5 protein-coding genes and 2 rRNA genes (1 of these 7 only partly in view) are annotated in these 10,533 nt (G+C 49.8%); all 7 read right to left on the reverse strand.

Features of this window, described 5'->3' with window-relative positions:
* Window positions 1–123: 123 nt before the first annotated feature.
* Complete coding sequence (clpC, locus tag L6442_RS30130; RefSeq protein WP_212980811.1) at window positions 124–2,568, reverse strand: ATP-dependent protease ATP-binding subunit ClpC; 2,445 nt, start codon at window positions 2,566–2,568, stop codon at window positions 124–126.
* A gap of 99 nt (window positions 2,569–2,667) precedes the next feature.
* Window positions 2,668–3,729, reverse strand: a complete 1,062-nt coding sequence (locus tag L6442_RS30135; RefSeq protein WP_194234511.1) for a protein-arginine kinase McsB — start codon at window positions 3,727–3,729, stop codon at window positions 2,668–2,670.
* Between the two features lie 29 nt (window positions 3,730–3,758).
* Window positions 3,759–4,283 (reverse strand): protein-arginine kinase activator protein McsA, encoded by a 525-nt coding sequence (locus tag L6442_RS30140; RefSeq protein WP_194234510.1) that lies wholly within the window; start codon window positions 4,281–4,283, stop codon window positions 3,759–3,761.
* A gap of 28 nt (window positions 4,284–4,311) precedes the next feature.
* Complete coding sequence (locus tag L6442_RS30145) at window positions 4,312–4,773, reverse strand: CtsR family transcriptional regulator (protein ID WP_194234570.1); 462 nt, start codon at window positions 4,771–4,773, stop codon at window positions 4,312–4,314.
* 581 nt (window positions 4,774–5,354) lie between these two features.
* Window positions 5,355–6,527, reverse strand: a complete 1,173-nt coding sequence (locus tag L6442_RS30150) for a GNAT family N-acetyltransferase (RefSeq protein ID WP_212980810.1) — start codon at window positions 6,525–6,527, stop codon at window positions 5,355–5,357.
* A gap of 997 nt (window positions 6,528–7,524) precedes the next feature.
* Window positions 7,525–7,641: ribosomal RNA gene (gene rrf / locus L6442_RS30155) — 5S ribosomal RNA — on the reverse strand.
* A 147-nt stretch (window positions 7,642–7,788) separates the two neighbouring features.
* Window positions 7,789–10,533: ribosomal RNA gene (locus tag L6442_RS30160) — 23S ribosomal RNA — on the reverse strand; it runs 184 nt beyond the window's last position.

A 10,533-nucleotide genomic window follows, 5' to 3' on the forward strand; every position in this document is an offset into this window, starting at 1 on the left:
CCATTTACTAAGATTTATCGTAAAGTAGTTGCAAAAAGTTTACATGTATAAAAAGGATTGGCCCGGCCGCCAAAATAAGCGGCCTGGTCAATCCTTATCATTACCGTTATCTATTCATGGTTATTATGAATTGGCCGATACGCTGCCAGCCTTGTTAACGGTCAATTCGCCATTTTCCTCATCGATCACAAGCGAATCGCCTTTGGCCACCTTGCCAGTCAAAAGCTCTTCGGACAATCGGTCCTCGATGTGCTTCTGAATCGCGCGGCGAAGCGGACGGGCGCCGAATGCCGGGTCATACCCTTCCTTGGCCAGGAACGCCTTGGCTTTATCGGTCAGCGTAAAGTCCACATCATATTCGCGCAGCCGTTTGCGCAGTTCATCGGACATCAATGTGACAATTTCGGCGATATGCTTCTCTTCCAGCGAGTGGAAGACGATAATTTCATCGATCCGGTTCAGGAACTCCGGACGGAAGCTCTTTTTCAGCTCGCCCATCACTTTGTCTTTCATGTTGTTGTAGTCGGCTCCGGAATCGTTCACCGCCGTAAAACCAAGCGTGGAATTCCGCTTGATCGCTTCCGCCCCTACGTTCGACGTCAGAATGATCAGTGTGTTCCGGAAATCGACTACACGGCCTTTGGAGTCGGTCAGACGTCCGTCCTCAAGCACCTGGAGCAGGATGTTGAATACTTCCGGATGCGCCTTTTCGATTTCGTCCAGCAGCACGACGGAGTATGGCTTGCGGCGCACTTTCTCGGTTAATTGGCCGCCCTCTTCATAACCTACGTATCCTGGAGGAGCTCCGACCAGTCTGGACGTGGAATGTTTCTCCATGTATTCGGACATGTCGATGCGGATGACCGCATTTTCATCCCCGAACATCGCTTCGGCAAGCGCGCGGGCCAATTCCGTTTTACCTACGCCGGTAGGTCCGAGGAAAATAAACGAACCGATCGGACGTTTCGGATCCTTAAGGCCGGCACGGGAGCGGCGTACAGCGCGGCTGACTGCCTTGACGGCTTCTTCTTGGCCAATGACGCGTTCATGAAGGATATTCTCCATGTTCAGCAGACGTTCGGTTTCTTCTTCCTTCAGCTTGCGCACCGGAATTCCGGTCCAACTGGCCACCACCTGCGCGATATCCTCCGGAGTCACTTCGGAATCGGTACGGCCTTGTTTTTCCTTCCACTGATTTTTCGTGATTTCAAGCTCTTCGCGGATCTTTTGCTCAGTATCGCGAAGCGCAGCCGCTTTTTCGAATTCCTGGCTTTGAACCGCCGAATCCTTTTCCTTGCGGATGTCTTCGAGCCGGCTTTCCAGATCTTTCAGGTTTGGCGGTATTGTATACGTATGAAGCCTTACTTTCGAGCCGGCCTCGTCGATCAGGTCAATCGCTTTATCCGGCAAGAAACGGTCGGAGATATAACGATCGGACAGCTTCACGGCTTCCACGATCGCCTCATCCGTGATTTTCACGCGGTGATGGGCTTCATAACGATCGCGCAGACCGAAGAGAATCTGGATCGCTTCTTCCGGAGAAGGCTGATCCACCGAAATCGGTTGGAAACGGCGTTCCAAAGCGGCGTCTTTTTCAATGTATTTGCGGTATTCATCGAGCGTCGTAGCACCGATGCACTGCAGCTCGCCGCGAGCCAGGGAAGGCTTCAGAATATTCGAGGCGTCAATCGCGCCTTCCGCGCCACCGGCGCCGATCAGCGTATGCAGCTCATCGATAAACAGAATGATATTCCCGGCCTGGCGGATTTCATCCATGATTTTTTTCAGGCGGTCTTCAAATTCACCGCGATATTTAGTGCCTGCGACAACCGAACCCATATCCAAGGTCATAACGCGTTTGTCGCGGAGCGTCTCTGGAATTTCGTTGTTGATGATTTTTTGGGCAAGACCTTCCGCAATAGCGGTTTTACCTACCCCAGGCTCACCGATCAATACCGGATTGTTTTTGGTGCGGCGGCTGAGCACCTGAATGACGCGTTCTATTTCATTGCTGCGCCCGATCACCGGATCGAGGTTGCCTTCCTTCGCAGCTGCCGTCAGGTCGCGGGCCAGAGAGTCCAGCGTTGGCGTGCTGACATTGGCCTGCGAGCCATGATGGCTCGACACCGCCTCGCTGCTTCCGAGCAGCTGCAGCACCTGCTGGCGCGCCTTATTCAGGCTGATTCCCAAATTGTTTAATACCCGTGCCGCTACGCCTTCTCCTTCACGGATCAAGCCGAGCAAAATATGTTCTGTGCCCACATAGGTATGACCCAGCTTGCGGGCTTCATCCATAGACAATTCAATGACTTTTTTGGCGCGCGGAGTGTAAGCGATATTGGTCGGCTGTTCCTGCCCTCTGCCGATGAGCGTTTCCACTTCATCCTGAATTTTTTCGAGTCCGAGTCCAAGTCCGATCAATGCCTTGGCGGCAATGCCGTCACCCTCGCGAATCAGCCCAAGCAAAATATGCTCCGTACCGATGTTGTTATGTCCCAAACGAACGGCTTCTTCTTGTGCGAGTGCCAGCACTTTTTGCGCGCGTTCCGTAAATCTTCCGAACATCATTCTCCTGCACCTCCATGAGTTTGAAATATGATTTTGTGGCATAAATTATTGGGGCCTAAAGTTCAAACAATCTCGTTTACCTTACTCTAAAACTTCAGTTCAGGTATTTGCAAGCGCCTCCCGAATCAACCTTGCCCGGTATATGTCGCGTTCCTCGCTGTTCATGTCATGCCCGAATTTTTTTTGCAAAAATCCCGGCTGGGTCATCACGTTTAGTTCGTTCATCACCGGAATCGAAGGTCCCTGCACAATGCCGAGATCAATCCCCAAGCGTACATCCGAAAGCCGCTGGCCGGCTTCCTTGGAGTCCATAATCTCCGCATAAGACAAAATGCCGTAAGAACGTTTGATCCGGTCCCGAATGCGAAGACGCGAATCGTTCATCAAGCGCATGCGGGCGTTTTTTTCGTGTTCGATGATTTGCAGTACGACACTATGCAGGTTATCGATAATTTCATTCTCCGTTTGCCCGAGCGTAATCTGGTTGGAGATTTGAAACAGGTTACCTATTGCTTCGCTGCCTTCCCCATAAATTCCTCTAACGGTAAGCCCAACTTGGGAAACGGCGGACAAAATGCGGTTGATTTGCTGCGTCATCACCAGAGCCGGAAGATGCATCATCACCGAAGCCCGGAGCCCTGTGCCCACATTGGTCGGACAGCTGGTCAGATAACCGCGTTTATCGTCAAATGCATAATCCACTTCGGACTCGAACAAATCGTCGATAGCTGTCGCTTTCCCCCATGCTTCGCGAACCTGAAATCCCGGGTACAGGCATTGAATGCGAAGATGGTCCTCTTCATTAATCATAATGCTGACGGATTCATCTTCATTGATCATGACGGCCCCGTTTTGGGACTCGCTTGCAAGGCTCGGGCTGATCAAATGCTTCTCTACAAGCACTTTTTTATCAATCGGTTCAATTTCATCCAATTTAACGGTATAGAATGGTCCAAGTCCCTTGATATTCTGATTCCCCGTCACTTTGGATAGACGTTTCAGCACTTCCTCGGACTGTTGACGCGTCGCCAAAAGGGGAAAAGGCAAGTGCTGCAGATTCCGCGCGATCCGCACCCGGCTGCTGATCACAATATCGGAGTCATTTGCCGTACCCCGCATCCATTCACTCAGCGCTTTTTCGGTAAACCGAAGATTGGGCATCCGCTACTCCTCCTCTATTCAAGCGAACTTTACTGTCCTGAAATTTCCTTTTCAAGCGTTCGGATCTGGTCGCGCAGCTGTGCAGCCTCTTCAAATTCTTCCTGCTGAATCCGCTGCTGCAGCTCGAGCTTGAGATCATCGATTTTTCGCTTCAATTGAATGCGGCCTCCGCTTCTCTTGGGCACTTTGCCCACATGCACGGTATTTCCATGAACCCGTTTGAAAAGCGGATCCAACCGGTCGCCAAAATATTTATAACATGAGCTGCAGCCGAACCGGCCGATTTTGCTGAACTGGGAATACGTCATTCCGCATTCCTCACAGTGCAAGGACTGAGGCGTTTTGACGCTGCTCGCCGTTCCTTTGCCCGTCGTTTCAAAATCAAGCAGCCCGGATAACAAGCTGTGTATGGAAAATCCCCCCGTCGTGCCGGGAATCAATTCCCCTTTTTCCCTCGCGCAGGTTTCACAAATGTGGATTTCATTTTTTTCGCCGTTCACAATCTTGGTGAAATGCAGCGTTGCGGGTCTTTTCCCGCATTCTTGGCATAACATGTCGATGTACCTCCTTTTCTCCGCAGAGCTATTTGCTTAGCAAGGAAATCAGCATCGCTTTCATCATTTTCGCACGGATCTCATCCCTGTAAGGCAACTTGATCATCAAGGTCTCTCTGGAAACAGCCGCACGCATCAGGTTTGCTTCCCGCTTGGTTAGAACGCGGGCTTCTTCCAGCTGGTAAATGAGCCCTTCCGCGACTGTCTGGTCTATCGTATCGCCAATCGTCTGATGCAGATGAGTATGCAGTGCCGAATACTGCGGAAGATCGATTCGTTGAATCCGAATATATCCGCCGCCTCCGCGTTTACTTTCCACGAGATAACCCTTTTCCAGCGTAAATCTTGTACTGATCACATAATTAATCTGGGACGGCACACAAGAAAAATGATCCGCCAAATCATTACGCTGTATTTCGATCAATCCTTCGGGACTTTCATGCAAAATACCCTTCAGATATTGTTCAATAACATCAGAGATATTACGCATCATTCATCCTCCACTTTAATGCTGCTTGAAAGCCTGTTACTTCCAAATATTCGCGGCTGCCGGCACGATCCCGGTATCATTCATTAACCCGAGCCGTATGCAGCGAACCGGACAAATAGAATACAAACATAGGCCGCCGGTTTTCCCCTGCAGCTTCTGTGTTGTTAGTGTAACTTCAGGTCAATCAGATCATACATAAACTGTTTGCTGCAACAGTATATGCAAATTTGATCAATAATTGACTTTGACTTTCTTTGACTATATTATAACATATTCTCACGTTTTGCCAAGAGGCAGGGGACGAAAACCGTTCAGGTCTTTCCTTATCATTTTTGACGTATTTACCTGATTCCATCCCTTGGATGGTAAGAAAAACGTCTATCGACGTACTTTCTAGGAAGACAGACCGCATTTAGCGGATGTTTTTCTTGCGATTATAGGATTTCTTAAGCTGCGCTTAAAATTTATAAATTCTATAATCTTAAAAAAGCCGGTACGGAAACTGGCGGAATCCGCTTTTTCCAATAATGAACCGGCTTATACTAAAAACCCCCCTGCATTAAGCAGGAGAGTCAGATATCTTAAAAATGGTCCAATAAAAAGGTTTGTTCCAAAGGAATGGCGTACTCCAAGCGGGTAACTGCTTCGGATTCACCGGTCAATCTTCCCATTTTCCACAACTCAGCCGGACGTTTATAACCAAGCAGCAGCGTGGTCAGCGTCTGAATGTCGCATTGCAGTTGGGCTTCTTCCTCCTGTTCAGCAGGCTTGATCTTCGCCTCTCCCAACGGTGAGATCTTCCAGTGCCAAGTCCCTTCATTCCAAGGCGCATATGGATCGCTGACCTGTATTGTCCATGACTCCACTTCTCCACTGCCTTCATAATCCAATGCTTCAATAAAGCCGGGGAGGTTTACAATCCGTGTCATGCCATAGGGTATAATCTCTTGGGTAATGCGGGGATCGGCAAGCGTGTATGTTAATCCGTCATTCGCTGGCATTTGATTCAAAACGACTTGGGTTACCATGGAATCATGATTGCCAATAAACGTCCATAATGCCGCTTTCGCCTCTTCGTTCAGGCAGATGAACTCTTCGACCAAAAACTCATTTTTCTCCACCTTATAAAGTAAATATCCTTCAGGATCGCCTGATGGAGAATAATATACTGCGGTCTGGTCTTCATCTTCGAGAATCGATGACTTCCAGCGTTCCTCACTCCGAAGCATCATTCCGTTAAAACGAACGGCATAAGCTTCATATACCCGGTTCAAAACCGGGATATCCCGGATATTACGCCGAACGGTACCTTTTGTGAGCAGCTTTGCGGGAAGCTTTTCCGTCGGAATCACATACTTTTTATATTCGCTGAACATCTCCCAGCCAAACTTGCGATAAAAAGGAAACGAAAACGGGTGCAGCATAGAAATCAACCTGCCGGATTCATTCATTACTTGCAGCGAATGCGTCAGCAGTTGTTTGACCAAACCTTGTCTGCGGTATTCAGGCCAGGTAGCCACACCTCCGATACCGGCCATCGGAATTTTTCTCCCATTGACAAAGACATCCGCAAGCAGCAGCCCCAGTTTGGCTCCCAGACGGCCTTCCTCGTCAAAAATCCCCCATGTATTTTCAGGTTTGAATCGCTTCCTGGCTTGTTCCTTCTTATCTGCAGGCATCCGATATTGGAAGGCATACTGTCCTAACTCAATCATTGCATCAAACTCTTCGGATTTTAATGTTCTGATCTCCATCCCTTTCACCTCACCTAAATGTATTGAAAGAGGCAGCTAATCTATTGGTGTTTTCATCATTGATGCCTTCTGCATCCCTCTGTCTGTGGATTACAGATCGAGTATGGCAAACGATTATATCAAAGTCAATAAATTACCCACAGGTCAATCCTATTAATGATATAAAAAGGTGCGGGAATACACAATTTACACAGGTTACCTGTGAATGATGGGGATGAATTTGTGAATTTGTGGACGGAATGTTGAATGAAGTGGAGAAAAATGTAGGAGATTGGTTCGGAATCTGTGTACAAATGACAAAAATCAATCTGGGGCGGTCTCCGCTGTGGATGAAAAAAATCGTTTGAAAGCTCATCCACAACTTATTCACGTTATTCGCAGACAAGGATGATCATAGATAAGTAAATTCCCTTTTCCTTTTGTGATCAAAACAGCAATTAGTGAAGTCGCCCGTAGCGAGTCTCTAGAATCAGCCTAACCACTGGCTAAAATATTTCGGAGCTTGGAGGGACAAAAAAATCGATTGTTTATCGACGGGTTCGCATGCTGGTGTTCGAATTCCGCTTCCCCGCGACGGTAACTCGAATTCCGCCGCCACATCGGCTAATTCGAGTTCCGCCGCCAAGACGGCTAACGAAACTCACAATCGTTATTTAAGCAAAATAAAGCCTCCGAAAATTTTAACGAAACTGGGTATCGCTATTGCTCAAAATAAACGGTCAAAAGCACACATTTGGCCCAAATAACGATCTGTAGTTTCGTTAGATTTGATTTAGCTGCATTTTTGGGGCAATAGCGTGGCTCAGTTTCGTTAGAGGAAATCAGGCGATGTTTTCGTCATGAGCATACTTATACGTTGGTGGCATTTTGACATGTACTCTACTTAATTTAATAACAGTCCTATTAGGACAACTATTAGATAATTCAACACAAATCAGGAGCACTTCACCACAACGCAAAAAAACCACCGTCGATTATACATCAACAGTGGTCCTTCGCTTGGCAACGTCCTACTCTCCCAGGACCCTTCGGTCCAAGTACCATCGGCGCTGGAGGGCTTAACGGTCGTGTTCGGGATGGGTACGCGTGGAACCCCTCCGCCATCGCCACCAAACGATTCAAGTGTTTGATCACCTGAAAACTAGATACGAAACGTTTTGCGTTTTAATTCTCCGTAGCATTTCCCGGTTTTAAATCCCGGGGCCCCCGAAAAGTAATCGGAATCATCCGCGAAGCATACGCTTCACTTTTTGGGGTAATTTAGGATAAGCCCTCGACCGATTAGTATTGGTCAGCTCCATGCATTGCTGCACTTCCACCTCCAACCTATCTACCTCGTCGTCTTCAAGGGGTCTTACTAGTTGGGAAATCTCATCTTGAGGGGGGCTTCACGCTTAGATGCTTTCAGCGCTTATCCCTTCCGTACGTAGCTACCCAGCCATGCTCCTGGCGGAACAACTGGTGCACCAGCGGTACGTCCATCCCGGTCCTCTCGTACTAAGGACAGCTCCTCTCAAATTTCCTACGCCCACGACAGATAGGGACCGAACTGTCTCACGACGTTCTGAACCCAGCTCGCGTACCGCTTTAATGGGCGAACAGCCCAACCCTTGGGACCTACTTCAGCCCCAGGATGCGATGAGCCGACATCGAGGTGCCAAACCTCCCCGTCGATGTGGACTCTTGGGGGAGATAAGCCTGTTATCCCCAGGGTAGCTTTTATCCGTTGAGCGATGGCCCTTCCATGCGGTACCACCGGATCACTAAGCCCGACTTTCGTCCCTGCTCGACTTGTTGGTCTCGCAGTCAAGCTCCCTTCTGCCTTTGCACTCTTCGAATGATTTCCAACCATTCTGAGGGAACCTTGGGGCGCCTCCGTTACTCTTTAGGAGGCGACCGCCCCAGTCAAACTGCCCACCTGACACTGTCCCCGCACCGGATTACGGTACCAGGTTAGAACCTAGATACGATCAGGGTGGTATCCCAACGGCGCCTCCACCTAAGCTGGCGCTCAGGTTTCTTAGGCTCCCACCTATCCTGTACAGATCGTACCCAAATCCAATATCAAGCTGCAGTAAAGCTCCATGGGGTCTTTCCGTCTTGTCGCGGGTAACCTGCATCTTCACAGGTATTAAAATTTCACCGGATCTCTCGTTGAGACAGCGCCCAAGTCGTTACGCCATTCGTGCGGGTCAGAATTTACCTGACAAGGAATTTCGCTACCTTAGGACCGTTATAGTTACGGCCGCCGTTTACTGGGGCTTCGGTTCACAGCTTCGGATTGCTCCTAACCGCTCCCCTTAACCTTCCAGCACCGGGCAGGCGTCAGCCCGTATACTTCGCCTTACGGCTTCGCACAGACCTGTGTTTTTGCTAAACAGTCGCTTGGGCCTTTTCACTGCGGCCCCCTCGTGCTATTCACACTACCGGGGCACCCCTTCTCCCGAAGTTACGGGGTCATTTTGCCGAGTTCCTTAACGAGAGTTCTTCCGCGCGCCTTAGAATTCTCTTCTCGCCTACCTGTGTCGGTTTGCGGTACGGGCACCTTCACCTGGCTAGAGGCTTTTCTTGGCAGTGTGAGATCATGACCTTCGGTACTGTAATTTTCCCTCCCCGTCACAGCCCAGCCTTATCGATGTGCGGATTTGCCTACACATCAGCCTCACTGCTTGGACGAGCATCCATCAGCTCGCGTCACTACCCTCCTGCGTCACCCCATCGCTCGTAGCGGTTTACGGTGGTACAGGAATTTCAACCTGTTGTCCTTCGACTACGCCTTTCGGCCTCGCCTTAGGTCCCGACTTACCCTGAGCGGACGAGCCTTCCTCAGGAAACCTTGGGCTTTCGGCGGATCAGATTCTCACTGATCTTTTCGTTACTCATACCGGCATTCTCACTTGTGTACGCTCCAGCGCTCTTTCCAGTACACCTTCAACGCTGTACACAACGCTCCCCTACCCCTGATACTTGCGTATCAAGCCATAGCTTCGGTGGTGTGTTTAGCCCCGTTACATTTTCGGCGCAGAGTCACTCGACCAGTGAGCTATTACGCACTCTTTAAATGGTGGCTGCTTCTAAGCCAACATCCTGGTTGTCTGTGCAACTCCACATCCTTTCCCACTTAACACACACTTGGGGACCTTAGCTGATGGTCTGGGCTGTTTCCCTTTTGACAATGGATCTTAGCACTCACTGTCTGACTCCCGGAACTAAGTCTATGGCATTCGGAGTTTGACTGAGCTTGGTAACCCTTGCGGGCCCCGCACCCAATCAGTGCTCTACCTCCACGACTCTTCTTTCCGAGGCTAGCCCTAAAGCTATTTCGGGGAGAACCAGCTATCTCCGAGTTCGATTGGAATTTCTCCGCTACCCCCACCTCATCCCCGAATTTTTCAACATTCGTGGGTTCGGGCCTCCAGTGCGTGTTACCGCACCTTCACCCTGGACAGGGGTAGATCACACGGTTTCGGGTCTACGCCCACGTACTAAGTCGCCCTATTCAGACTCGCTTTCGCTGCGGCTACGGCTTCTCACCTTAACCTTGCACGGGAACGTAACTCGCCGGTTCATTCTACAAAAGGCACGCCATCACCCATAGATCGGGCTCTGACTTCTTGTAAGCACACGGTTTCAGGTTCTATTTCACTCCCCTTCCGGGGTGCTTTTCACCTTTCCCTCACGGTACTGTTTCACTATCGGTCGCTAGGGAGTATTTAGCCTTACCAGATGGTCCTGGCAGATTCATACGGGGTTTCACGTGCCCCGCACTACTCGGGATGCGTCTCGGAGGGAACTGACTTTCGGCTACAGGGCTTTTACCTTCTATGCCGGGCCTTTCCAGACCTCTTCGCCTAACCAATTCCTTTGTAACTCCATGTGAGACGTCCCACAACCCCGGCCAGCAAGCTGACCGGTTTAGGCTAATCCGCGTTCGCTCGCCGCTACTGACGGAATCACTATTGTTTTCTCTTCCTCAGGGTACTTAGATGTTTCAGTTCCCCTGGTA

Source organism: Paenibacillus azoreducens, assembly GCF_021654775.1.
Classification (GTDB): domain Bacteria; phylum Bacillota; class Bacilli; order Paenibacillales; family Paenibacillaceae; genus Paenibacillus_AQ; species Paenibacillus_AQ azoreducens.